At 71.9% G+C, this 22,901-nt stretch carries 16 protein-coding genes and 3 pseudogenes; 9 read left to right on the top strand and 10 right to left on the bottom strand.

The genetic code is table 11. The features are described 5' to 3' along the window. The 6 genes and pseudogenes from ACIPPS_RS32385 to ACIPPS_RS32360 form a co-directional block, all read left to right on the top strand. Nucleotides 1–336: pseudogene (locus ACIPPS_RS32385) on the top strand (sulfate ABC transporter substrate-binding protein); the annotation flags it as partial. A 237-nt stretch (nt 337–573) separates the two neighbouring features. Beyond that, nucleotides 574–1,418 (top strand): annotated as a pseudogene (locus tag ACIPPS_RS32380) (FAD binding domain-containing protein). Then, nucleotides 1,415–4,161, top strand: a pseudogene (locus ACIPPS_RS32375) (molybdopterin-dependent oxidoreductase). The pseudogenes ACIPPS_RS32380 and ACIPPS_RS32375 overlap by 4 nt, the downstream one beginning before the upstream one ends. A gap of 106 nt (nt 4,162–4,267) precedes the next feature. After that, nucleotides 4,268–5,419 (top strand): acyl-CoA dehydrogenase family protein, encoded by a 1,152-nt coding sequence (locus tag ACIPPS_RS32370; protein ID WP_401439687.1) that lies wholly within the window; start codon nt 4,268–4,270, stop codon nt 5,417–5,419. Between the two features lie 28 nt (nt 5,420–5,447). Then, nucleotides 5,448–6,233, top strand: a complete 786-nt coding sequence (locus ACIPPS_RS32365; RefSeq protein ID WP_401439681.1) for an electron transfer flavoprotein subunit beta/FixA family protein — start codon at nt 5,448–5,450, stop codon at nt 6,231–6,233. A 33-nt stretch (nt 6,234–6,266) separates the two neighbouring features. Further along, nucleotides 6,267–7,223: an electron transfer flavoprotein subunit alpha/FixB family protein gene (locus tag ACIPPS_RS32360; RefSeq protein WP_401439678.1), complete on the top strand. Its 957-nt coding sequence runs from the start codon at nt 6,267–6,269 to the stop codon at nt 7,221–7,223. Between the two features lie 83 nt (nt 7,224–7,306). Here the strand turns inward: ACIPPS_RS32360 and ACIPPS_RS32355 are convergent, their stop codons facing one another. The 4 genes from ACIPPS_RS32355 to ACIPPS_RS32340 form a co-directional block, all read right to left on the bottom strand. Continuing rightward, complete coding sequence (locus ACIPPS_RS32355; RefSeq protein ID WP_401439675.1) at nt 7,307–7,705, bottom strand: hypothetical protein; 399 nt, start codon at nt 7,703–7,705, stop codon at nt 7,307–7,309. Nucleotides 7,706–7,847: 142 nt separating this feature from the next. Next, nucleotides 7,848–8,561, bottom strand: a complete 714-nt coding sequence (locus tag ACIPPS_RS32350; RefSeq protein ID WP_401439673.1) for a TetR family transcriptional regulator — start codon at nt 8,559–8,561, stop codon at nt 7,848–7,850. An 87-nt stretch (nt 8,562–8,648) separates the two neighbouring features. Continuing rightward, nucleotides 8,649–9,410, bottom strand: coding sequence for an SDR family NAD(P)-dependent oxidoreductase (locus ACIPPS_RS32345; RefSeq protein ID WP_401439671.1), 762 nt, complete (start codon nt 9,408–9,410; stop codon nt 8,649–8,651). A 43-nt stretch (nt 9,411–9,453) separates the two neighbouring features. Further along, nucleotides 9,454–10,608: an acyl-CoA dehydrogenase family protein gene (locus ACIPPS_RS32340; protein ID WP_401439668.1), complete on the bottom strand. Its 1,155-nt coding sequence runs from the start codon at nt 10,606–10,608 to the stop codon at nt 9,454–9,456. Between the two features lie 130 nt (nt 10,609–10,738). Here ACIPPS_RS32340 and ACIPPS_RS32335 point away from each other — a divergent pair, with 130 nt between their 5' ends. Next, the gene (locus ACIPPS_RS32335; protein WP_401439666.1) at nt 10,739–11,344 is read left to right on the top strand and encodes a TetR/AcrR family transcriptional regulator; all 606 of its coding nucleotides are present in this window, start codon (nt 10,739–10,741) and stop codon (nt 11,342–11,344) included. Nucleotides 11,345–11,380: 36 nt separating this feature from the next. Here ACIPPS_RS32335 and ACIPPS_RS32330 read toward each other — a convergent pair whose 3' ends face one another. The 6 genes from ACIPPS_RS32330 to ACIPPS_RS32305 all read right to left on the bottom strand — a co-directional run bounded on the left by ACIPPS_RS32330 (nt 11,381) and on the right by ACIPPS_RS32305 (nt 19,527). Beyond that, complete coding sequence (locus ACIPPS_RS32330; RefSeq protein WP_401439664.1) at nt 11,381–12,595, bottom strand: GNAT family N-acetyltransferase; 1,215 nt, start codon at nt 12,593–12,595, stop codon at nt 11,381–11,383. Between the two features lie 105 nt (nt 12,596–12,700). Then, nucleotides 12,701–13,837 carry an XdhC family protein gene (locus ACIPPS_RS32325; protein WP_401439662.1) on the bottom strand — a complete coding sequence of 379 codons (1,137 nt, stop codon included), beginning with the start codon at nt 13,835–13,837 and terminating at the stop codon, nt 12,701–12,703. Nucleotides 13,838–13,880: 43 nt separating this feature from the next. Further along, nucleotides 13,881–15,356, bottom strand: coding sequence for an NCS2 family permease (locus tag ACIPPS_RS32320; RefSeq protein WP_401439660.1), 1,476 nt, complete (start codon nt 15,354–15,356; stop codon nt 13,881–13,883). Between the two features lie 279 nt (nt 15,357–15,635). Continuing rightward, nucleotides 15,636–18,038, bottom strand: a complete 2,403-nt coding sequence (gene pucD / locus ACIPPS_RS32315) for a xanthine dehydrogenase subunit D (protein ID WP_401439658.1) — start codon at nt 18,036–18,038, stop codon at nt 15,636–15,638. A 2-nt stretch (nt 18,039–18,040) separates the two neighbouring features. Continuing rightward, the gene (locus ACIPPS_RS32310; RefSeq protein WP_401439656.1) at nt 18,041–18,634 is read right to left on the bottom strand and encodes a (2Fe-2S)-binding protein; all 594 of its coding nucleotides are present in this window, start codon (nt 18,632–18,634) and stop codon (nt 18,041–18,043) included. A 2-nt stretch (nt 18,635–18,636) separates the two neighbouring features. Beyond that, nucleotides 18,637–19,527, bottom strand: a complete 891-nt coding sequence (locus ACIPPS_RS32305) for an FAD binding domain-containing protein (RefSeq protein WP_401439654.1) — start codon at nt 19,525–19,527, stop codon at nt 18,637–18,639. 384 nt (nt 19,528–19,911) lie between these two features. Between ACIPPS_RS32305 and ACIPPS_RS32300 the strand changes: the two genes are divergently transcribed. Next, nucleotides 19,912–21,603: a PucR family transcriptional regulator gene (locus tag ACIPPS_RS32300; RefSeq protein ID WP_401439651.1), complete on the top strand. Its 1,692-nt coding sequence runs from the start codon at nt 19,912–19,914 to the stop codon at nt 21,601–21,603. A 457-nt stretch (nt 21,604–22,060) separates the two neighbouring features. Next, nucleotides 22,061–22,849: a hypothetical protein gene (locus ACIPPS_RS32295; protein WP_401439684.1), complete on the top strand. Its 789-nt coding sequence runs from the start codon at nt 22,061–22,063 to the stop codon at nt 22,847–22,849. Nucleotides 22,850–22,901 lie beyond the last annotated feature (52 nt).

Below are 22,901 nucleotides of genomic sequence, written 5' to 3'. Positions count from 1 at the left end.
CCGGACGTCGTCGAAGCAGTCCTCCGCGGCTCGGTGAAGACCAACGACTGGATCAACGCCAACCCCGACAAGGCCAAGGCATCCGCCAACGCCAAGCTCAAGGAACTCACCGGCAAGCCGCTGGGGGCCAAGGTCATCGACGCCGCCTGGCCGTCCATCCAGTTCACCGCCGACCCGCTCGCCGCGACCCTCCAGGCCCAGGCCGACCACGCCGTCAAGGCCGGTCTCCTCAAGCAGCCGGACCTGAACGGCATCTACGACCTGCGCTCCCTGAACACGATCCTCACGAGTGCGGGCAAGCCGGAGATCAGCGACGCCGGCCTCGGCGCCAAGTAACGGCACCTCCGCAGTCCGAGCACCCCGGCGGCCCGACACGGGCCGCCGGGGTGCTCCGCATGCGGTGCCCGGGTGCGGGGCTCCTCGGGCTCCTCCCCGACAGCGCCTCCTGGTCGATCCACCAGGGGCGACGGTGTCCGGGCGGAGGTTTTCCGTGGGGCGCACCAGTCGTTTCCGGCCGCCCGCCCGGCTTCACTGGCCTGGAACCAGTGGCCGGGCCGAGGGGCGTGGGAAGACATGGACCTGAACACCGTGACCGAGGTGCGCGACGCGCGGCGTCATGAGCCCTGGCGGGCGGGGGACGCCTGGCTGGGCGGCGGCACCTACCTCTTCTCCGAACCGCAGCCGCACCTGCGCCGCCTCGTCGACCTCAGCCGGACGGGCTGGGAACCGCTCACGCTCCACCCGACGGCTCGCTGGAGATCGCGGCGACCTGCACGATCGCCCAGCTGTCCCGCTTCGCGCGGACGCTCCGCGCCGAGGCGGCACCGTTGTTCGAACAGTGCTGCCGGGCGTTCCTGGCGTCGTTCAAGATCTGGAACATGGCGACCGTCGGCGGCAACCTGTGCAACGCGTTGCCGGCCGGCCCGATGATCTCGCTGACCGCCGCGCTCGACGGGGAGTGCCTGCTCCAGTCGCAGGCGGGGACGGTACGCCGGGTGAAGGTCGCGGACTTCGTCACCGGCGCGGGCCGCAAGGACCTCGACGCAGGCGAACTGCTGCGCTCGGTCACCCTGCCGACCCGCGCGCTCGCCTGCCGTACGGCCTTCCGGCAGGCCTCGCTCTACGGCCTCGGCCGTTCGGGCGCCCTGGTGATCGGCGCGCTCGACGCCGTGGACGGCTCGCTGGCGGTGACGATCAGCGCGGCGACCGTACGGCCGTTCCGGCTCTGGTTCCCGCTGCCGCCGGACCGGGAGCAGCTGCGCGGGACGATCGCGGCCGCCGTCGGCGCGGACGACTGGTTCGACGACATCCACGGACTGCCCGAGTGGCGGCGGCACATGGGCTTCCGTCTCGCCGAGGAGGTCCGCCGGGACCTGCACGCGGCACCCGCGACGCAGCTCCCGGAGGGGGACCGATGACGTACGAGATCGAGATCAACCGGCGGACCTTCGACGCCGAGCCCCGCCCCGGCCAGTGTCTGCGCACCTATCTCCGCGAGCGCGGCTGGTTCGGGGTGAAGAAGGGCTGCGACGCGGGCGACTGCGGAGCCTGCACCGTGCACGTCGACGGGGAGCCCGTGCACAGCTGTCTCTACCCGGCCGTCCGGGCCGAGGGCAAGAGGGTCACGACGGTGGAGGGTCTCGCCGCACCGGACGGTGAACTCCACCCGGTGCAGCGGCAGTTCCTCGACGCACAGGGATTCCAGTGCGGCTTCTGCACCGCCGGTTTCCTGATGACCACCGCCGCCCTGGACGCGGAACAGCTCACCGACCTCCCCCGTGCCTTCAAGGGCAACATCTGCCGCTGCACGGGCTATCGGGCCATCGAGGACGCCGTCCGCGGGGTGCGGCACACCGAACGGCCGTGTGCGGGGCAGGCGGTGGGCAAGAACCTCGGCGCGCCCGCCGGGCCCCTGGTCGTCACCGGCACCGCCCGCTACACCTTCGACGTCGAGGTCCCCGGACTGCTCCACATGAAGCTGCTGCGCTCGCCGCACCCGCACGCCCGGATCGCCTCCCTCGACACCTCCGCCGCTCTGCGCGTCCCCGGCGTCCACGCCGTCCTCACCCACGAGGACGCCCCGGCCACGCTGTACTCCACCGCCCGGCACGAGCACCCCACCGAGGATCCCGACGACACCCGCGTCCTCGACGACACCGTGCGGTACGTCGGCCAGCGGGTCGCCGCGGTCGTCGCCGACAGCGAGCAGGCGGCCGAGGAGGGCTGCCGGCGGATCGAGGTGGCGTACGAGCACCTGCCGTACGTCATCGACCCCGAGGCCGCGATGGAGCCCGGCGCGCCCGCGCTGCACGGGGACAAGGGGCCCGAGGCGCGGATCGCGCGGGCGGCCGAGAACGTGGCGGGCGAGGTGCACGGCGAGATCGGCGACGTCGAGGCCGGGTTCGCGCAGGCCGACGTGGTGTACGAGGAGACCTTCCGCACCCAGCGCGTGCAGCACGCCAGTCTCGAGACCCACGGCTGCGTGGCGTACTTCGAACCCAAGGAGGACGGCACGGGCGAGCGGCTCACCGTCCGGTCCTCCACCCAGACCCCGTTCCTGACCCGCCGCGCCCTCTGCGCCCTGTACGGCCTGCCCGAGGACGAGGTCCGGGTCGTCGCGGGCCGGGTGGGCGGCGGCTTCGGCGGCAAGCAGGAGATGCTGACCGAGGACATCGTGACGCTGGCCGCGCTGAAGCTGCGCCGGCCGGTGAAGCTGGAGTACACCCGCGCCGAGCAGTTCTACGGCGCGACCACCCGCCACCCGTTCACCGTCCGGGTCAAGGCCGGGGCCCGCGCGGACGGCACGCTGACCGCCGTCCAGATGCGGGTCGTGTCCAACACCGGGGCGTACGGGAACCACGGCCCGGCCGTCATGTTCCACAGCGTGGGCGAGTCGTTCGCCGTCTACCGCGCCCCGCACAAGAAGGTCGACGCGTACTCCGTGTACACGAACGTGGTCCCGGCGGGTGCCTTCCGGGGGTACGGCCTCGGCCAGGTCACCTTCGCCGTCGAGTCGGTGATGGACGAGCTGGCGCGCCGGCTCGGCATGGACCCGCTGACCTTTCGGGAGAAGAACGTCATCGGGCCCGGGGAGGCGATGCACAGCCCGATCGGCGAGGAGGAGGACCTGCACATCGCCTCGTACGGGCTCGACCAGTGCCTGGCGGTCGTCCGCACGGCCCTCGCCGAGGACACGAGCGAGCGCGAGGCGCCCGAGGGGTGGCTCGTCGGGCAGGGGACGGGGATGGCGATGATCGCGACCGGGCCGCCGGGGGCCACTACGCCGACGCCCGCGTCTGTCTCCTGCCGGACGGTTCGTACGACGTCGCCGTCGGGACGGCCGAGTTCGGCAACGGCACGACCACGGTGCACCAGCAGATCACCGCCGGGGCCCTGCACACCACCGAGGACCGCGTCACGATCCGGCAGTCCGACACCGACGTCGTGCGGCACGACACCGGGGCCTTCGGTTCGGCCGGCACCGTCGTCGCCGGCAAGGCGGTCATGCTGGCGGCGAACGCGCTCGCCGAACGGCTGCGGACCTTCGCGGCGCGGCACACGGGCGTGGCGAGGCACCGGTGCGTGCTCGGCGCCGAGACCGTCGACTGCGCGGGCCGGGCGGTGACCCTGAAGGAGCTGTACGAGGCCGCGCACGCGAGCGGCGCGGCCGAGGAGCTGGGGGCGGACGGCCACTGGGGCGGGTCGCCCCGGTCGGTCGCGTTCAACGCCCAGTGGTTCCGGATCGCCGTGGACCCGGGCAGCGGTGAGATCCGGATCCTGCGCAGCGTCCACTCCGCCGACGCGGGCAAGGTGATGAACCCGATGCAGTGCCGGGGCCAGGTCGAGGGCGGGGTCGCCCAGGCGCTGGGCGCGACGCTCTTCGAGAACGTCCGGGTGGACGAGCGGGGCGAGGTCACCACGGCCGCGTTCCGCCGGTACCGGCTGCCGCAGTACGCCGACGTCCCGCGCACCGAGGTCCACTTCACGGAGACGACGGACGCGATCGGTCCGCTGGGTGCCAAGTCCATGAGCGAGAGCCCCTTCAATCCGGTCGCCCCCGCCCTCGCCAACGCCCTGCGGGACGCGACCGGCATCCGCTTCACCGAGCTGCCGGTCACCCGGGACCGTGTGTGGCGGGCGATCCACCGAAGGACCGCATAGGGCACCCGCGTGCGGGGCGCCACAACCCCCGGCACTGGCGCCTGTGGCACTGAGTGTGTTTTGCTGAGGGTACTCAGTGCCACAAGCCTTAGGGGAGCTCACCATCATGGGCAAGGACTTCGACCTGTATCGCCTGTCGGAGGAGCACGAGATGCTCCGGGAGACGGTCCGCGCGCTGGCGGAGGCGAAGATCACGCCGTTCGCCGCCGCGGTCGACGAGGAGGCCCGGTTCCCGCACGAGGCGCTCCAGGCGCTGGTCGCCGCCGATCTGCACGCCGTCCACGTGCCCGAGACGTACGGGGGTGCGGGCGCGGACGCGCTGGCGACGGTGATCGTGATCGAGGAGGTCGCCCGCGCGTGCGGTTCGTCGTCGCTGATCCCCGCGGTGAACAAGCTCGGCTCGCTGCCGGTGATCCTCTCCGGTTCCGAGGAGCTGAAGAAGACCTACCTCGGCCCCCTCGCCAAGGGTGAGGCCATGTTCTCGTACTGCCTCTCCGAGCCGGACGCCGGCTCCGACGCGGCCGGGATGAAGACCCGCGCGGTGCGCGACGGCGACACCTGGGTGCTCAACGGCGTGAAGCGGTGGATCACCAACGCCGGCGAGTCCGAGTTCTACACCGTCATGGCCGTCACCGACCCGGAGAAGCGGTCCAAGGGCATCTCCGCGTTCGTCGTCGAGAAGTCCGACGAGGGCGTGTCCTTCGGCGCTCCGGAGAAGAAGCTGGGCATCAAGGGCTCCCCGACCCGCGAGGTCTACCTCGACAACGTCCGCATCCCGGCGTCCAGGATGATCGGCGCCGAGGGCACCGGCTTCGCCACCGCCATGAAGACCCTGGACCACACCCGCATCACCATCGCCGCGCAGGCCCTCGGCATCGCGCAGGGCGCCCTCGACTACGCCAAGGGCTACGTCAAGGAGCGCAAGCAGTTCGGCAAGCCGATCGCCGACTTCCAGGGCGTGCAGTTCATGCTCGCCGACATGGCCATGAAGCTGGAGGCCGCCCGCCAGCTCACCTACGCCGCAGCCGCCAAGTCCGAGCGCGTCGACGGCGACCTGACCTTCTTCGGCGCGGCCGCCAAGTGCTTCGCGTCCGACGTCGCGATGGAGGTCACCACCGACGCCGTCCAGCTCCTCGGCGGCTACGGCTACACGCGTGACTACCCGGTCGAGCGCATGATGCGCGACGCCAAGATCACTCAGATCTACGAGGGCACCAACCAGGTCCAGCGCATCGTCATGGCCCGCAACCTCCCGTAACCTCCCGCCCGTTGAAAGGAGCCAGGCCGTGACCCTGAGGATCGCTGTCTGTGTGAAGTACGTACCCGACGCGACCGGCGACCGCGGCTTCGCGGACGACCTGACCGTCGACCGCGACGAGGTCGACGGCCTGCTGTCGGAGCTGGACGAGTACGCCGTCGAGCAGGCGCTGCGGATCGCGGAGGAGGCCGACGAGGCCGAGGTCACCGTCGTCACCGTCGGGCCGGACGACGCCAAGGACGCGCTGCGCAAGGCGCTGTCGATGGGCGCCGACAAGGCCGTCCACGTCAACGACGACGACATCCACGGCACCGACGTGATCGGCACCTCCGCCATCCTCGCCAAGGCCCTGGAGCGGACCGGGTTCGACCTGGTCGTCTGCGGCATGGCGTCGACCGACGGCACGATGGGCGTGCTGCCCGCGCTGCTCGCCGAGCGGCTGAGCCTCCCCCAGATCACCCTGCTCTCCGAGGTCTCCGTCGAGGACGGCACGGTCAAGGGCCGCCGGGACGGCGACGCCGCCACCGAGCTCCTCGAGGCCCCGCTGCCCGCCGTCGTCTCGGTCACCGACCAGTCCGGCGAGGCCCGCTACCCCTCCTTCAAGGGGATCATGGCCGCCAAGAAGAAGCCGGTCGAGGAGGTGGACCTGGACGACCTCGGCATCGACGCCGACGAGGTCGGTCTCGCCGGGTCCTGGACCCTCGTCGAGGCGGCCACGGCGCGCCCGGCCCGTACGCAGGGCACGATCGTCACCGACGAGGGCGACGGCGGCAAGCAGCTCGCCGCCTTCCTGTCCACCCAGAAGTTCATCTGACCCACCGTCACTACCGTTCAGGAGCAAGGAATCATGGCTGAGATCCTGGTTCTCGTGGACCACGCCGACGGTGCGGTCCGCAAGCCGGCCCTCGAACTGCTCACACTGGCCCGCCGGATCGGCGAGCCGACGGCCGTCGTGCTCGGCGCCGGTGAGGCGGCGGCCTCCATCGCCGCCACCGCCGGCGAGTACGGCGCGGCCACCGTGTACGTCGCGGACGGCGCCGAGTTCGGCGAGCAGCTCGTCGTGCCGAAGGTCGACGCGCTCACCCAGATCGCGAAGGACAAGGGCGTCGCCGCCGTCCTGGTCACCTCCTCGGGCGAGGGCAAGGAGATCGCCGCGCGCGTCGCCCTGCGCCTCGGCTCGGGTCTGATCACCGACGCCGTGGAGCTGGAGGCCGGCGACGAGGGCCCGGTCGCCACCCAGTCCGTCTTCGCCGCCTCGTACACGGTGAAGTCGCGGGTCTCGCACGGCGTGCCGGTCATCACCGTCAAGCCCAACTCCGCCGCCCCGGAGGCCGCCCCGGCCGCCGGTACGGTCGAGGACGTCACCGTCGCCTTCACCGGCAACGCCGCCACGGTCGTCTCGCGCACCCCGCGGGTCTCCACCGGCCGCCCCGAGCTGACCGAGTCCGCGATCGTGGTCTCCGGCGGCCGCGGTGTCGGTGCGGCCGAGGGCTTCGGGGTCGTCGAGAAGCTCGCGGACTCCCTCGGTGCGGCGGTCGGCGCCTCGCGTGCCGCCGTCGACGCCGGCTGGTACCCGCACGCCAACCAGGTGGGCCAGACCGGCAAGCAGGTCTCGCCGCAGCTGTACATCGCGGCCGGCATCTCCGGCGCGATCCAGCACCGGGCGGGCATGCAGACCTCGAAGACGATCGTGGCCGTCAACAAGGACGCCGAGGCCCCGATCTTCGACCTGGTCGACTACGGCGTGGTCGGCGACCTCTTCGAGGTCCTGCCGCAGCTGACCGACGAGATCGGCGCGCGGTAGCGATACGGCGCGGAAACGACGAACCGGCCCGGTGGCACAGAGTGCCACCGGGCCGGTTCGCGTTGCCGTGGACGGCGAGCCGGTCAGATCCAGCCGTCGAGGGGGACCTCCTCGCAGAGCCGGACGACCGGCTCGTGCCCCGGCACGGCGGCCCTTGAGGAGAGTCTGACGCGGACTCCGGGACGCACCGCGTGCGGCGGGCCGTCCACCCGGCAGCGCACGACGAAGCCCTCGGCCATGTGCACCGGCCACAGGTCGTTGTCGGCCGCCGCCACCCCGCGGCGTACGGAGATCACGCCCTCGCCGTCGCTGCGTTCGGGGGCGAGGTCGGTCGACCCGCAGGTCGGACAGAGCAGGCGCTGGAAGGTCGTGGTGTGGCACCAGCGGCAGAGCTGGTAGTAGAGCTCGGCGTCGGCATCCGATTCCTCGGTCCGGACGGCGGTGCTCCCGTTCCTCAGTCCCATGGACGCGGTGTGGAACACGATGCGTTCTCCTTGCACTCGGCGGCTCAACCGTGCATGGAGCCAACATATGGCACTGAGTGCCATCAGATAAAGACCTGAGTTCCCTCAATTGAAGATACTGAGATCCCCCGGAGGCCTCAGCGATCCTCGGAGCGGGTTCCTAGCCCTCGCCGAGGCTCGACTCCACCTCGCGCACCACCCGCCACATCGGCGTGGACCGCTTGGTGATCACCACCACCACGTCCTCGGCGTCCTCCCCCGCGCCGCCGGCCCCGTCCCCCGGCTCGCCGCTCCAGGTGGCGCGGACGAGGTCCAGGGCCCGGTCCACCTCGGCCAGCGGATCGCCCTCGCCGCCGGAGCGCAGCCAGTGGCGCAGCGCGTGGTTGTGCGCGGCGACCACCGAGGCGGCGACCACGTTGGCCCGCAGGGTGCCGTCGCGCCGGTCGGCCCAGCGGGTCCGCAGATAGTCGCCGAGCGTCTTCTCGTACCGCCAGACGACCGAGAGTTCGTACGTCCGCAGGCCCGCCACCTCCCGGGTGAGGCGGTAGCGCTGGACGGAGAAGGTGGGGTTCTCGGCGTACATCCGCATGACCAGGCGGGTCGCGTCGCAGATCCTGACCAGCGGGTCGTCGGTGTCGGCGCTCGCGGCGAGGAACTCGGTCATGTCGGCGAGGCTCTGCTCGTGGTCGGGGAAGACCACGTCCTCCTTCGACGGGAAGTACCGGAAGAAGGACCGCCGACCGACCCCCGCGAGGGTGACGATGTCGTCGACGGTGGTCTGCTCGTACCCGCGCTCGAGGAAGAGCTGGAAGGCCGCGGCGATGAGAGAGTCCCGCATCGCGGGCTTCGTGGAGTTCGTCGAGGCTGTTCCCATGGCCCGAACCTAACATCCGGACACCACCGGCGCGGCACTTGGTGCCGGGCAAACCTGGCACCAAGTGCTCTCCCGGCTACGGGAGGATCAGCGGGCCGCCATCCGCAGGGCGCCGTCCATCCGGATCGTCTCGCCGTTGAGGTAGTCGTGCTCGGCGACCATCGTGACGAGCCGGGCGTACTCGTCGGGGCGGGCCAGGCGCTGCGGGAAGGTGACGCTCGCGGCGAGCCCGGCGCGGATCTCCTCGCTGAATCCGGCCATCATCGGGGTGTCGACGATGCCGGGCGCGATGGTGACGACCCGGATGCCGAACTGGGCGAGGTCACGGGCGGCGGTGACGGTCATCCCGGCGACGCCCGCCTTGGAGGCGGCGTACGCGATCTGGCCGATCTGGCCCTCGAAGGCTGCGATCGAGGCGGTGTTGACGACGAGCCCCCGCTGGCCGTGCTCGTCCGGCTGCCGGCCGGCGATGACCTCGGCGGCCAGCCGCATCACGTTGAACGTCCCGAGCAGGTTGACGTTCAGGACCGTACGGAACAGGTCGAGGTCGTGCGGGCCCTTGCGGCCCAGGACGCGGGCGGAGGGGGCGATGCCCGCGCAGTTGACGGCGAGCCGCAGCTCCGCGCCGTCGGACTCGATCCGCGCGAGCGCCTCGCGGACCGGCGCCTCCTCGGTGACGTCGGCCGCGAGCAGGGTGACGCCCTCGGGCAGCGGCCCGGCGGCCGCGACCGCCTTGTCCAGGTCCAGGCCGTAGACGGTGGCGCCGCGGGCGGCGAGTGCGGCGGCGGTTGCGGCGCCGAGGCCGGAAGCGGCGCCGGTGACGAGTGCGGCGGAGCCGGCGATGTCCATGGAACTCCTCGAAGACGACAGCGGGTATCGGTGCGCGGGCGGATCAGCGGGCGAGCTGGCGGCTGATGACCAGCCGCTGGATCTGGTTCGTTCCCTCGAAGATCTGCATGATCTTGGCCTCGCGCATGTAGCGCTCGACCGGGAAGTCTCGGGTGTATCCGTACCCGCCGAGGACCTGGACGGCGTCCGTGGTCACCTTCATGGCCGCGTCGGTGGCGGTCAGCTTGGCCACGCTGGCCTGGCGGCTGAACGGGCGGCCGAGGTCGCGGCGGCGGGCGGCGTCGAGGTAGGTGGCGCGGGCCGAGTCGACGGCGGCGGCCATGTCGGCCAGGAGGAAGCCGAGCCCCTGGTGGTCGACGATCCTGCGGCCGAAGGTGCTGCGCTCGTTGGCGTAGTCGACGGCGGCGTCGAGCGCGGCCTGGGCGAGGCCGGTGGCGCAGGCCGCGATGCCGAGGCGGCCGCAGTCGAGCGCGCTGAAGGCGATCTGGAGCCCCTGGCCCTCCTCGCCGACGAGCCGGTCGGCGTCCAGGAGCGCGCCGTCCCAGTGGGCGGAGGTGGTGGGGACGGCCTGGAGGCCCATCTTCCGCTCGGGCTTGCCGAAGCTGAGGCCCTCGGTCCCGCCGGGGGCGAGGAAGCAGGAGATGCCGTGGCTGCCGGGGGCGGTGCGGGCGAAGAGGGAGTAGAAGCCGGCCCTGCCGCCGTGGGTGATCCAGGCCTTGGTGCCGGTCACCCGGTACGCGGCGCCGTTCGGGCCGTCGTCCACGCGCTCGGCCTTGCAGGACAGGGCCGCCGCGTCGGAGCCGGCCTGGGGCTCGGAGAGGCTGTAGCCGCCGATGGTCTCGCCGGCGAGCATCGCGGGGAGCCAGCGCTCCTTCTGCTCCGGGGTGCCGAAGGAGTGCAGGGGGTGGCAGGCGAGGGTGTGCACGCTGGTGGCGACCGCGACCGCCGCCCAGCGGGCCGCCAGCTCCTCCAGGACCTGGAGGTACACCTCGTACGGCTGGCCCCCGCCGCCGAACTCCTCGGGGTAGGCGAGGCCGAGCAGTCCGGCCCGGCCGAGGGTGGCGAACAGGCCTTCGGGATACGTCTCGGCGGCCTCGTGCTCGTCCACGCGGGGAGAGAGCTCCTTGTCGGCGATCTCCCGCGTGAGGGCGATGAGGTCCGCTGCCTCGGGGGTGGGAAGCAGGCGGTCGACATCCATGGCGACTCCATTGACACTCAGCCCCGGCACCGATGAAACGGTACTGCGGGCGGTACGGCAGTACCGTTGAGCGTAGCGCAGAAGGGCTCTGCCGTAACCCCCGGAAGGGGCCGACCGGCATACTGTTCACGTGATCGAGACTCCCGCCGCCGGCGCCCCCAAGCTGACGGGCCGCGGCGCGGCCCGGCGGTCCGCCCTGTTCGAGGAGCTGGTGGCCCTCCTGGTCGGCGAGGGCTTCGCCCAGCTGACCCTGGACGATCTCGCCGCCCGGCTGCGCTGCTCCAAGCGCACGCTCTACGGCCTGGCGGACAGCAAGGAGCAGCTCGTCCGGGCCGCCGTGGTCCACTTCTTCCGCCGCGCGACCACCCGGGTCGAGGCGGTCCTGGCGGCGGAGCAGGACCCGGCCGAGCGACTGGCCGCCTATCTGCGCGCGGTCGCGGCCGAACTGGCACCGGTCTCGCCGCGGTTCTTCGACGACGTGGCCGCCTTCGAGCCGGCCGCCGAGGTCTACGAGCGCAACACCCGGGCGGCGGCCGGGCGGGTGCAGCAGCTGATCGAGGAGGGCGTGAGTGCGGGCGTCTTCCGCGAGGTGCACGTGTCCTTCGCGGCGGACGTCATCGCCTCGGTCATGGTCCGCATCCAGCGGCGCCAGGTCGCGGCGGCCACCGGACTCGCGGACGCGCAGGCGTACGGCCGGCTGGCGGAGCTGCTCCTGAACGGCCTGCGCAAGAACTGACCCCGTCCGTGCCGTCGGCTCTCGGGGTACGAGCCCTCAGAACTCGTCGCAGCTGTGCGGCAGCCGGGGCGTGCGCAGGGCGTCGTCCAGCGCGGACGCGGCGCCCGGGGTGTGCTCCTCGACGAGGCCGGCGGCGACCAGGTCGACGGCCTTCGTGCCGCCGAGGTAGCAGGCGCCCAGGTCCCGTACGCCGAAGGAGAGGTCGACCGGGTCGCCGGTCGGTTCGTACCGCGCCCCCTGCGGGCCCGAAGTGAGCCTGAAGCGACCGGAGTTGTCGGGCATCCGGCTGTCGTGCACCTCCAGGACGAGGTCGACGGGAGCGGCCCAGGCACGGGCCGTGAGCGCCGCGCGGACATCGATCAGCCGTACCCACAGCGCGGGGAACTGCCCGGTCACCCGCACCTGGTCGCGGTCGGCGGCGAAGAGCAGCAGCGGGTCGTCGAGCGGCCTGCCCCAGGCGCGGACGGTGCCGGTCAGGTCGATGGAGGCGAGGTAGCGCCAGAGCGCGGCGGCGACGGCCGGACTGTCGGCCTCCACCTCGTCGACGCGGACCGCTCCCGGGGTGCGGGTCTCCTCGTTCTCGCCCTTGGTGCGGTAGACGGCGTACCCGGCGAGGGGGTCGCCGAGCGCGACGACGCGGGCCGGCGAGAGCTCGTCGTCCTCCTCGTCCTCGTCGCGCAGCCACTCCCCGGTCCAGCGCAGCTCGTCGCGGGGGATCCGGCCCGCCCGGAGCGCCCGGGTGGCCTCGAAGTAGGGCCCGACGACGGCGGGGGCCTCCGCCGGGTCGATCAGCCGCAGCGGGCGCTCGTCGGGGGCGATCCGCAGGGCGAGCGGCCGCCGGGAGTCGATCTCGACGGTCACGCCCTGGGTGGCGGCCCCGAATCCGAACCGGCCGTAGATGGCGTCCTCCGACGCCCAGAGCGCGGCGAGCGGCGCGCCCCGCTCGGCGTACCGCCGGAACGCCTCGGCGATCAGGGCGGAGAGCACGCCGCGCCGACGGTGGGTGGGGGCGACGGAGACGAGGGTGAGGCCGGGGCAGGGCAGCTCGCCGCCGGGGACGGAGAGGGTGAAGGGGAACGCCGCGACGAAGCCGACCAGCCGCTCCCCCTCGTACGCGCCGATCCGTTCGCAGGGCCGCAGCATCGCGCGGTGGTGCGCGCGCTGCTCCTCCTCGGGGCGCTCGTGGAAGACGAGGTACGAGAGGTCGAGGGCACGGTCGAGATGCGCTTCGGGTACGTCACGGATGTCCATGATCCGGACCCTAACCGGGGGCCCGCCGGCCGGTGCGACCTGAAACAGGCCCTGCCCGGCACGACCTGAAACAGGCCCTGCCCGGCACGACCCGAAGGACTGGCCCTACGCGACGGAACCTATCCGCCCGTCGGGGGAACGCGGGCCCTCGTGGTGGATCGGGGTGTGCGCGCCGGTGAGCGAGACGCCGGTGCCGCCGCGGCGGTTGGCGACGATCTCGGCCGCGATCGAGAGGGCCGTCTCCTCCGGGGTGCGGGCGCCCAGGTCGAGGCCTATCGGCGACCGCAGCCGGGCGAGTTCGAGTTCGGTGACGCCGACCTCGCGGAGCCGCTTGTTGCGGTCCTCGTGGGTGCGGCGGGAGCCCATCGCGCCGACGTAGGCGACGGGCAGCTTCAGGGCCGCTTCGAGGAGCGGGACGTCGAACTTGGCGTCGTGGGTGAGCACGCACAGGACGGTGCGGCTGTCGACCTCGGTCGACGCCAGGTAGCGGTGCGGCCATTCGACGACGATCTCGTCGGCCTCGGGGAAGCGGGCCGGGGTCGCGAAGACGGGCCGGGCGTCGCAGACGGTGACGTGGTAGCCGAGGAACTTGCCGACCCGGACGAGCGCGGAGGCGAAGTCGATGGCGCCGAAGACGATCATGCGCGGGGCGGGGACGGACGATTCGACCAGGAGGGTGAGCGGCTGTCCGCAGCGGCTGCCGTCCTCGCCGATCTCGACGGTGCCGGTGCGGCCCGCGTCGAGCATCGCGCACGCCTCGCCGGCCGCCGTGCGGTCCAGCTCGGGGTGGCCGCCGAGGCGGCCTTCGTACGATCCGTCCGGGCGGACCAGGAGGGCCCGGCCCATCAGGTCGGCGGGCCCGTCGACGATCCTGGCGAGGGCCGCCGCCTCCCCCGAGACGGCGGCGGCCAGGGCGGCGGGGTAGACCCCGCCGCGTACCGGGGTGACGAGGATGTCGATGACTCCGCCGCAGGTCAGGCCCACGGCGAAGGCGTCCTCGTCGCTGTAGCCGAAGCGCTCGACGACGGTGGTGCCGTCTTCGAGGGCCTGTTGGCACAGTTCGTAGACCGCGCCCTCCACACAACCGCCGGAGACCGATCCGATCGCCGTGCCGTCGCTGTCGACGGCGAGCGCGGCACCCGGCTGCCGGGGCGCGCTCCCGCCGACCGCCACGACGGTGGCGACGGCGAACTCGCGTCCCTGCTCGACCCACCGGTGCAGCTCTTCGGCGATGTCCAGCATCTCGAACTCCTCAGATGTGTGTGTGGAGGGCGACGGTAGGGCGTCAGCCGACGCCCAGCCAGCTCTCGATCGGATGGATCGCGAAGTACACGACGAAGATCGCGGTCAGGCCCCACATGAAGGCCCCCACCTCGCGTGCCTTGCCCTGCGCCACCTTGATGACGACGTAGGAGATGACGCCGGCCGCGACACCCGTGGTGATGGTGTAGGTGAACGGCATCAGGACCACGGTGAGGAACACCGGGATCGCCACGGAGCGGTCGCTCCAGTCGACGTGCTTGGCGTTCTGCATCATCATCGCGCCGATGACGACCAGGGCCGCGGAGGCGACCTCGGCGGGCACGATCGCGGTGAGCGGGGTGAAGAAGAGACAGGCCGCGAAGAAGGCGCCGGTGACGACGGAGGACAGACCCGTACGGGCACCCTCACCGACGCCGGTGGCGGACTCGACGAAGACGGTCTGGCCGGAGCCGCCGCCGACACCACCGATGACACCGCCGGCGCCGTCGATGAACAGGGCCTTGGAGAGACCCGGCATACGGCCCTTGTCGTCCGCGAGGTTGGCCTCGGAGCCGACACCGATGATGGTGGCCATGGCGTCGAAGAAGCCGGCCAGGACCAGGGTGAAGACGATCATGGTGATCGTGATGTAGCCGACGTCGCCCCAGCCGGTGAAGGACACCTCGCCGATCAGCGAGAAGTCGGGGGCGGAGACGGCACTGCCCTTGAGCTCGGGGGCGCCGGAGAACCAGGCGCCCGCGCCCTTGGCCGGGATGTCTGCGACGGCGTTGACGATCAGGGCTATGACGGTGCCCGCGACGATGCCGATCAGGATGGCGCCGGGGATGTTGCGGGCCTGAAGGGCGAAGATCAGCAGCAGGGTGACCGCGAAGATCAGGACGGGCCAGCCCTGGAGCTCGCCGAGCGGGCCGAGGGTGACCGGGCCGCCGCCGGGCGAGGGGTTCTCGTGGACGAAGCCGGCCTTGACGAAGCCGATGATGGCGATGAAGAGGCCGATACCGATCGTGATCGCGTGCTTGAGGGCAAGCGGGATCGCGTTCATGATCATCTCACGCAGGCCGGTGACCACCAGGAGGCAGATCACCACACCGTAGGCCACACACATGGCCATCGCCTGCGGCCAGGTCATCACGGAGATGACCTGCGAGGAGAGCACACCGGAGACACTGAGTCCCGCGGCGAGGGCGAGCGGGACCTTGCCCCAGAAGCCCATCAGCAGGGTGGTCACCGCGGCGGCCAGGGCGGTCGCCGTGATGAGGGCGGGCTGGCTGAGGACGTTGCCGTCCACATCCTTGCCGCCGAGGATCAGAGGGTTGAGCAGGAGAATGTACGCCATCGCCATGAAGGTGGTGACGCCGCCGCGGATCTCCGTCGCGACGGAGGATCCTCTCTCCGAGATGTGAAAGTACCGGTCGAGCCAAGAGCGGCCGGCGGGGACGTTCGAGCCGGAGCCCGCGTCCTCCGAGGCGGTCTTGGGCTCCACTGACGACTGGGTCATGGGGCCTACTCCCAAGGTTCAAAGGGGCACCCGCATAAGACTTTCCGAAGGTCAGAGAAGCTGCGGGATTTGGGATAATGCGTGGGCTGCACGACCCGGGGGACGGCCCGAGACGAACGGGGTGAATCACGTCGAACTGGTCCTGCTGTTCAAGCTGGTCCTGCTGGGTACCGCGGGTGCTGCTGGTCCTGCTGGGTCCCACGAGCGAGTGGGCTGCTCCGGGCGGTGCGGGCTGCGGAAGTGTGACGTTCCGGGGAGGCGCGCACCGCCCGGAGAGTCCTACAGGGTGCCGGTGAGCGCCTCAGGGCGGACCGGCGTCTTGTTGAGCTCCAGGCCCGTCGCGTTCCGGATCGCCGCGAGGACGGCCGGGGTGGACGAAAGGGTCGGGGCCTCGCCGAGACCCCGCAGGCCGTACGGCGCGTTGGGGTCGGCCAGTTCGAGTACGTCGACCGGGATGGTCGGCGTGTCGAGGATCGTCGGGATCAGGTAGTCCGTGAAGGAGGGGTTGCGCACCTTCGCGGTCTTCGGGTCCACGATGATCTCTTCCATCACCGCGACGCCCAGGCCCTGGGTGGTACCACCCTGGATCTGGCCGACGACGGAGAGCATGTTGAGCGCCTTGCCGACGTCCTGGGCGGTCGCGAGCTCGATGACCTTCACGAGGCCGAGCTCGGTGTCCACCTCCACCACCGCGCGGTGCGCGGCGAAGGTGTACTGGACGTGGCCGTCGCCCTGGCCGGTGATCAGGTCGAACGGGACGGTCGGGCGGTGCCGGAACTCGTGCTCCTGGTCGACGGTCTCGCCCTCCAGGACGTCGGCCAGGTCCGCGAGGACCTCGCCGCCGTCGGTGACGACCTTGCCGCCTTCGAGGAGCAGCTCCGCGGTGGCCCACGCCGGGTGGTACGAGCCGAACTTGCGGCGGCCGATCTCCAGGACGGACTCGCGCACCTTCTCGCAGGTGTTCTTCACCGCGCCACCGGTCATGTACGTCTGCCGGGAGGCGGACGTCGAGCCGGCGGAGCCGACCTGGGTGTCGGCCGGGTGGATGGTCACCTGGGTGACGCCCAGTTCCGTGCGGGCGATCTGGGCGTGGACGGTGACACCGCCCTGGCCGACCTCCGCCATGGCCGTGTGGACCATCGCGACGGGCTCGCCGTTGATGACCTCCAGGCGCACGCGGGCGGTGGAGTAGTCGTCGAAGCCCTCGGAGAAGCCGACGTTCTTGATGCCGACGGCGTAGCCGACACCGCGGACGACGCCCTCGCCGTGGGTGGTGTTGGAGAGGCCACCCGGCAGGGCGCGGACATCCGCGTCCTCGCCGGCCGCGAGCCACTGCTGCTCCGGCGGCAGGGGGCGGGCCTTGACCCGGCGCAGCAGCTCGGCGACCGGGGCCGGCGAGTCCACGACCTGGCCGGTCGGCATGATCGTGCCCTGCTCCATGGCGTTGATCTGGCGCAGCTCCACCGGGTCCATGCCCAGCTTCGCCGCCAGCTTGTCCATCTGCGCCTCGTACGCGAAGCACGCCTGGACCGCGCCGAAGCCGCGCATCGCGCCACAGGGCGGGTTGTTGGTGTAGAGCGCGACGGCCTCGATCTCGACGTCGTCGACCACGTACGGGCCGGCGCCGAGCGAGGAGGCGTTGCCGACGACGGCCGGGGAGGCCGAGGCGTAGGCGCCGCCGTCGAGCACGATCCGGGCCTTGAGGTGCGTGAGCTTGCCGTCCTTGGTGGCGCCGTGCTCGTACCAGAGCTTCGCCGGGTGGCGGTGCACATGGCCGAAGAAGGACTCGAAGCGGTTGTAGACGATCTTGACCGGCTTGCCGGTGCGGAGCGCCAGGAGGCAGGCGTGGATCTGCATCGACAGGTCCTCGCGGCCACCGAAGGCACCGCCGACGCCGGAGAGCGTCATGCGGACCTTCTCCTCGGGCAGGCCGAGGACCGGGGCGATCTGCTTGAGGTCCGAGTGCAGCCACTGGGTGGCGACGTAGAGGTCGACACCGCCGTCCTCGGACGGCACGGCGAGACCGGACTCCGGACCGAGGAAGGCCTGGTCCTGCATGCCGAAGACGTACTCGCCCTCGACGATGACGTCGGCGCGCTTGCGGGCCTCCTCCACGTTGCCGCGGATGATCGGCTGGCGGTGCACGATGTTCGGGTGCGGGACGTGACCGATGTGGTGGTCGTCGCGGCCCTCGTGGATCAGCGGCGCGTCGTCGGCGAGGGCGGAGGCCTCGTCGGTGACGAGCGGCAGCTCGCGGTACTCGATCTTGACCTTGGCGGCCGCGCGGCGCGCGGTCTCCGGGTGGTCGGCGGCGATCAGGGCCACCGGCTCACCGTGGTGACGGACCTTGCCGTGCGCCAGGACGGGCGTGTCCTGGATCTCCAGGCCGTAGTTCTTCATCTCGGTCGGCAGGTCGTCGTACGTGAGCACGGCGTACACGCCGGACATCGCGAGCGCCTCGGAGATGTCGATGGAGACGATCTCGGCGTGCGCGACGGTCGAGCGGAGCGTCTGGCCCCAGAGCATGTCCTCGTGCCACATGTCCGAGGAGTACGCGAACTCACCGGTGACCTTGAGGGTACCGTCGGGGCGGAGGGTGGACTCGCCGATGCCGCCCTTGGTGTGCTTCTGGGTGACGTTGGTCGGCGTGCCCGCCGGAACGGTGCGCGTGTTCTGAGCCATGGTCAGACCGCCTCTCCCTGACGGGCGGCCGCCAGGCGGACCGCGTCGAGGATCTTCTCGTAGCCCGTGCAGCGGCAGAGGTTGCCGGAGAGGGCCTCACGGATGTCCTGGTCGGACGGGTCGCTCTGGCGCTCCAGGAGCTCGTCGGCGGCGATCAGCAGACCCGGGGTGCAGAAGCCGCACTGGACGGCGCCGGCGTCGATGAACGCCTGCTGGATCGGCGAGAGTTCGCCACCCTCACCGGTCTGCGAGTCGGCCGGCTTGGCCTGCCACTTCTTGGCGGAGTCGAGCGTGGTGCCGCAGCCGCCGGTGCCACAGGCACCGCCGGGGTGGGCGTCCTCGCGGTGCTGGGCGTAGTCGGCCAGACCCTCGACGGTGACGACCTCGCGGCCCTCGACCTGTCCGGCGGCGACCAGGCAGGAACAGACCGGCACGCCGTCGAGACGGACCGTGCAGGAACCGCACTCGCCCTGCTCGCAGGCGTTCTTGGAGCCGGGCAGGCCCATCCGCTCACGCAGGACGTAGAGAAGGGACTCGCCCTCCCAGACGTCGTCGGCTTCCTGCGGACGACCGTTGACCGTGAAATTGACGCGCATGGTTATGCAGCTCCCTCAAGCGTGCGGCCGGTGCCGCGGTACTGCTCCCAGGTCCAGCCGAGCTGGCGGCGGGCCATGATGCCGACGGCGTGGCGGCGGTACTTGGCGGTGCCACGGACGTCGTCGATCGGGTTCGCGGCGCCCGAGCAGAGGTCGGCGAACTGCTTCGCGATCGACGGAGTGATGATCTTGCCGCTCTCCCAGAAGCCGCCCTCCTCCAGAGCCGCGTTCAGGAAGGCCTCGGCCTCCTTGGCGCGGATCGGGGTGGGCGCGGCCGAACCGATGCCGGTGCGGACCGTGCGGGTCTCCGGGTGGAGCGCCAGGCCGAAGGCGCAGACGGCGATGACCATCGCGTTGCGCGTGCCGACCTTGGAGTACTGCTGGGGGCCGTCCGCCTTCTTGATGTGGACGGTCTTGATGAGCTCGTCGGGCTGCAGCGCGTTGCGCTTCACGCCCGTGTAGAACTCGTCGATCGGGATGAACCGGTTGCCGCGCACCGACTCGACCTCGACCTCGGCACCCGCGGCGAGCAGGGCCGGGTGCGCGTCTCCGGCGGGGGACGCGGTGCCCAGGTTGCCACCGACGCCACCGCGGTTGCGGATCTGCGGGGAGGCCACGGTGTGCGAGGCGAGCGCGAGGCCCGGCAGCTCGGCCCGCAGGTTCTCCATGATCTGGGTGTACGGGACGGAGGCGCCGAGGCGGACGTTCTCCTCGCCGACCTCCCACTCGCGCAGCAACTCGATGCGGTTCAGGTCCAGGAGGTACGCGGGACGCCGATGGTCGAAGTTGATCTCGACCATGATGTCGGTGCCTCCCGCGATGGGCACGGCCGTGGGGTGCTCGGCCTTGGCGGCGAGCGCCTCCTCCCAGCTGGCGGGGCGAAGGAAGTCCATGGTGGCTCTCTTCTTGTGCTTCTAGTGGTCGGGGGTCGGTCGGTCGTACGGGCCCGGGGGGACGGCCGGCCCTCGACTTCGAAATCATGTTCACGTGCTGTTAACGCGATGTGTGGCCTAGTACACAAGCCCTGCCCGCCCGGGTGCAGTCACCGAAAACATGAAGGAGTTGGCTGGTGACCTTGTTCGTCTTGTAGATTCGAACGAACGGCGGTGCTCAGTAACCTCGCCGTTTTCCCCTGGAAACCGTGGCACCGCGCCACCGGCGACAACGCGACAGTCTTCGGGACCGTCGGTCTTTCCGTCGCCCCCGGGGAGCACGGCGGGCGAGAACCCCCGAGAGTGACAGACGAGTGACGGACGAGAAGGAACGGCGGCAACGAGATGCGGCTGCGCGCACTGCTGGAAACCGACGCGCTGGGGCTGCGCCTGCTCGGTGGTGAGGACGAGCTGGATCGCACCGTTCGCGGCGTGATGACCACGGACCTCAAGGACCCCAGCCGATATCTGTCCGGCGGTGAGCTGGTCCTCACCGGCCTCGCCTGGCTGCGGGAGCCCGACGAGGCGGAGCCCTTCGTCCGGATCCTGGCCTCCGCCGGGGTGGCGGCGCTCGCCGCCGGCGAGGCGGAGCTGGGGGACATCCCCGACGATCTCGTACAGGCGTGTTCGCGCCATCGGCTGCCACTCTTCGCAGTCAACGAATCCGTTGCGTTCGCAACGATCACCGAGCACGTTGTTCGACAGGTGTCCGGCGAGCGGGCGGGCGACCTGGCGGCCGTCGTCGATCGCCACAGGAGGCTGATGACCTCCGGTCCGGCCGGTGGCGGGCCCGAGGTCGTCCTCGACCTCCTGGGCTCCGACCTGGACCTCCGGGCCTGGGTGCTCTCCCCCACCGGGCGCCAGATCGCCGGGGCCGGTGAGCCGCTCGAGGCCGGGCTCGCCTCGACCCTGGCCGGCGAGCACCTGGCCGCGACCCGCACCGGACGGCGCGGACCGCACCGGTTGAGCGCCTCCGGAACGACGTACTCCCTCTTCCCGATCCGCAACACCGGCCGCGGCGCGGCCCCCGCCGCGCGGGACGTGCGGGAGACCGTGCTGTCCGACTGGCTGCTGGCCGTCGAGGCCGACGCGGGCGACTGGCCGGCCGCCCGGCTCGACCTGCTCCAGGGCGTCACGCAGCTGATCGCCGTCGAGCGGGACCGCCGGGACGCGGCGCGTACGGTGCGGCGCCGGCTCGCGCAGGAGGTCCTGGAGCTGGTCCAGACGGGCGCCGCCCCGGCCGAGATCGCCGCCCGTCTGCGGGTCGCGGCCCCGGTCCTGCTGCCCGGCCTGGGCACGGCCCCGCACTGGCAGGTCGTCGTCGCCCGCGTCGAGTGGGATCAGGAGGGCGGGGCGGGCACGGTGGACACGGGCCCGGTCGCCCAGGCGCTCCTGGAGGAGATCCTCGTCGACCCGGCGACCGTGGGCGCCGACTCGGCCGACCGGATCGCCGTCGCGCACCACGGGGACGAGGCCATCGCGCTCGTGCCGCTGCCCGCCGGACCGCTGCCCGACAGCGAGGACGAGGGCACGACGGCCCTGGGCCTGCACGCGGACGCCCTGCTGGCGGCCGTACGCGACCCGCTGTCGTCCGGTCTCGCCGACGACGGCCGCCTCACGCTGGGCGTCAGCGCGGCCGTGCACTCGGCGGAGGGCCTGCGCGGCGCCCTGGAGGAGGCCCGGCACGCCCGCCGGGTCGCGGCCGCCCGCCCGGGCCGCGTCTGCGCCGCCGGCCACCACGAGCTGGCCTCGCACGTGCTGCTGCTCCCCTTCGTCCCGGACGACGTCAGGCGCGCCTTCACGGCCCGCCTGCTGGACCCGCTGCGCGACTACGACCGCCGCCACCGGGCCGAGCTGATCCCCACGCTGGAGGCCTTCCTCGACTGCGACGGCTCCTGGACGCGCTGCGCGACCCGTCTCCACCTGCATGTGAACACCCTGCGCTACCGGGTGGGCCGGATCGAGCAACTGACCGGCAGGGACCTGTCGCGTCTGGAGGACAAGCTGGACTTCTTCCTGGCGCTCCGCATGTCGTAGCCGGGGCGCCCCCGCCCGAGGATCACTCGCACGGCCCAATGGCAGGCCACCGGAATCCTCGACGGGGGCCACCCGCACGGCCCCATGGCCGGGCGCGGAATCCTCGACGGGGGCACGACGGGGGCGCGTCCCCTTCCGGGTGCGTCAGCGGGCAGCGGCCGCCGTTCATCTCTTCGAGGGAACACGACTCCTGACGGCGCCTGAGGTCCCGGCACCCCCGCACGACGGCCGCCGTCTCCCCCTCGCGGAGCCGGAGACGGGGCGCGGGCGGGCCGGATCGGCCGTCGGCCGGCCCCGACCGGACCGTGAACGCACGCGTCCGCATACCGGTCAAGATTCCGCACTTGTGAAATCTTTCACCTGACCCCTTGGCCAGCGCCACGCGTTCGTGCTGAGATGCGGGCTGACCCAATAGCTCAATGGCGCGCTCGGGGAGGGCAATGTGGCGGACACCGCCATGTCTGGTTCCGGAACAACGGGTGGCGACGATCCGGCCCTTGGCTACGGCGGGGCGACCCCGGTGGAGACGGCCATATGGCGTCTGCGCTCACGAGGTTGCTGGACCGACGCGGCAGCTCTGCTCACCCCCCGCGCGACGGAGCCGGCGGCCGCGTTGGAGCGGGCCGCCCTCCTGATCGAGCGGTGTCTGTACACCGAACAGGGGTGGGCGGACGCGGAGGAGGCGCTGCGGGCGGCCGAGGCCGTGGCCCAGACGGACGAGGAGCGGGGGGCTGCCGCGTGCGAACGCGGCTATCTCGCCTACGCGTCGACGCTGCTCGGCGTACGCGACCGGGCGGACGAGGCGACCGCGGCGCTCGGTCGGGCGGCGGCGCTGATCAGCCCGTCGGCGCACGGGCGGCCGCTGTTGGACTACCGGCGCGGTCTTGTCGCGCAGAACATCGGCGACTCCCCTGACGCGGCCCGGGCCGCCTACCGACGCGCACACGCGGGCGCGACGGCCCAGGGGGACGACCTGCTGCTCTCGTCCACCTGGCGCCATCTCGCCGGACTCGCCCTGAGAGAGGGCGAGTTGGCCGAGGCGCGGCACGGTTTCGCCGAGTCCCTGCGCATCCGCGAGGAGTTGGGCTATCTGGTCGGTACGGCCCCGGCCCTCACAGCCCTCGCCACCACGGAGACCGAACCGGAGGCGGGTCGCCTCCGTGCGGAGGCGACCCGTCTCTTCCGCCTCCTGGGGGGCGTCCCGACCTGGCTCGCGGCCCAACTGACGCCCAGACCGGCGATCTGACGACCAGTCACTCCGCTCGGAGAAGACCGAACGGCCCGTCCGCGCACCGCGC

Origin of the sequence: Streptomyces sp. NPDC090127, assembly GCF_044746945.1 — a bacterium.
GTDB lineage: Bacteria > Actinomycetota > Actinomycetes > Streptomycetales > Streptomycetaceae > Streptomyces.
This window is presented reverse-complemented; position numbering and strand designations above follow the sequence as displayed.

Coding starts and splice junctions, on each gene's coding strand:
- ACIPPS_RS32370 (WP_401439687.1), top strand. CDS start 4,268: ATGGGCAAGGACTTCGACCTGTATCGCCTGTCGGAGGAGCACGAGATG.
- ACIPPS_RS32360 (WP_401439678.1), top strand. CDS start 6,267: ATGGCTGAGATCCTGGTTCTCGTGGACCACGCCGACGGTGCGGTCCGC.
- ACIPPS_RS32350 (WP_401439673.1), bottom strand. CDS start 8,561: ATGGGAACAGCCTCGACGAACTCCACGAAGCCCGCGATGCGGGACTCT.
- ACIPPS_RS32345 (WP_401439671.1), bottom strand. CDS start 9,410: ATGGACATCGCCGGCTCCGCCGCACTCGTCACCGGCGCCGCTTCCGGC.
- ACIPPS_RS32340 (WP_401439668.1), bottom strand. CDS start 10,608: ATGGATGTCGACCGCCTGCTTCCCACCCCCGAGGCAGCGGACCTCATC.
- ACIPPS_RS32330 (WP_401439664.1), bottom strand. CDS start 12,595: ATGGACATCCGTGACGTACCCGAAGCGCATCTCGACCGTGCCCTCGAC.
- ACIPPS_RS32325 (WP_401439662.1), bottom strand. CDS start 13,837: ATGCTGGACATCGCCGAAGAGCTGCACCGGTGGGTCGAGCAGGGACGC.
- ACIPPS_RS32320 (WP_401439660.1), bottom strand. CDS start 15,356: ATGACCCAGTCGTCAGTGGAGCCCAAGACCGCCTCGGAGGACGCGGGC.
- pucD (WP_401439658.1), bottom strand. CDS start 18,038: ATGGCTCAGAACACGCGCACCGTTCCGGCGGGCACGCCGACCAACGTC.
- ACIPPS_RS32310 (WP_401439656.1), bottom strand. CDS start 18,634: ATGCGCGTCAATTTCACGGTCAACGGTCGTCCGCAGGAAGCCGACGAC.
- ACIPPS_RS32305 (WP_401439654.1), bottom strand. CDS start 19,527: ATGGACTTCCTTCGCCCCGCCAGCTGGGAGGAGGCGCTCGCCGCCAAG.
- ACIPPS_RS32300 (WP_401439651.1), top strand. CDS start 19,912: ATGCGGCTGCGCGCACTGCTGGAAACCGACGCGCTGGGGCTGCGCCTG.
- ACIPPS_RS32295 (WP_401439684.1), top strand. CDS start 22,061: ATGTCTGGTTCCGGAACAACGGGTGGCGACGATCCGGCCCTTGGCTAC.